The 247-nt window shown below is 68.8% G+C and carries 1 protein-coding gene; it reads right to left on the reverse strand.

Features of this window, described 5'->3' with window-relative positions:
• A partial coding sequence (locus tag HKX41_12755) for a polysaccharide deacetylase (GenBank protein ID NNC25005.1) occupies positions 1–247 on the reverse strand: 247 nt, incomplete at both ends.

A 247-nucleotide genomic window follows, 5' to 3' on the forward strand; every position in this document is an offset into this window, starting at 1 on the left:
GGCGGAGCGACTGCGACCCGCAGTAGACGACGTCTTCTTCGACGGCGTACCGTCCCGCGAACGTCCCCCAGAGCCGCTCGTCTTCGAAGTCGTCGACGAGCCAGCCCGCGTCTCTGAACCGTTCTCGACTGTTGAACGCGACCGACAGCGGGTCGCCCGCCGCGTCGACGCTGGGGTCGTCGTAGCTGAACCGTGGGGTCGGAACCGGTGACTCGCTCGTCGGAGGTACCGAAGGCGTGCCGGCCGG

It is taken from the genome of Salifodinibacter halophilus (assembly GCA_012999515.1).
In the GTDB taxonomy this organism is placed as follows: domain Bacteria; phylum Pseudomonadota; class Gammaproteobacteria; order Nevskiales; family Salinisphaeraceae; genus Salifodinibacter; species Salifodinibacter halophilus.